At 40.4% G+C, this 512-nt stretch carries 1 protein-coding gene; it reads right to left on the reverse strand.

Translation table 11 applies throughout. The features are described from left to right. Positions 1 to 512, reverse strand: a 512-nt coding sequence (locus AAEY55_RS18140) for a Mu transposase domain-containing protein (protein WP_407072712.1), incomplete at both ends; no start/stop codon positions are given.

The following is a 512-nucleotide window of genomic DNA, read 5'->3' on the forward strand; positions in this document are numbered from 1 at the left end:
ACGAGTTGATTGGATATGTGTGCGCGTAATTGTTTTTTAACCCACAGATAAGGCACGCTGTAGTAATGTTTTTCTATTTCAACATGGTAATCAATATGCACACGTACTGTTTTGATTTGTGTATATTGATAGGGCTTTTCAGGCAATGGCTTTAATGCGTTTTTATCCACCATATCAAATAGCTGTTTGCGTGATTGTTGATATTGCTTCATCACCTTATTGTTCATCATATCTAGTAGCTTTGCTATTTCATGATTGAGTTGCGCTAAGCTGTGGAAGGTTTGGTTACGTAAGCGTGCCATGATCCAACGCTCAACAATTTGTACGCCGACTTCAGCCTTCGATTTATCTTTGGGTTTATAAGGTCTAGCCGGAATGACAGCAACGTTAAAGTACTCGGCTAACTGGTGGTACGTCGGATTTAAATCAGGCTCGTAGCGACAGGTTTTACTGACAGCACTTCTGAGATTATCGGGAATAACAACGTCAGGAACGCCGCCTAAAAATTCAAA

Origin of the sequence: Pseudoalteromonas sp. 120-MNA-CIBAN-0494 (assembly GCF_040308885.1) — a bacterium.
Lineage (GTDB): Bacteria > Pseudomonadota > Gammaproteobacteria > Enterobacterales > Alteromonadaceae > Pseudoalteromonas > Pseudoalteromonas nigrifaciens.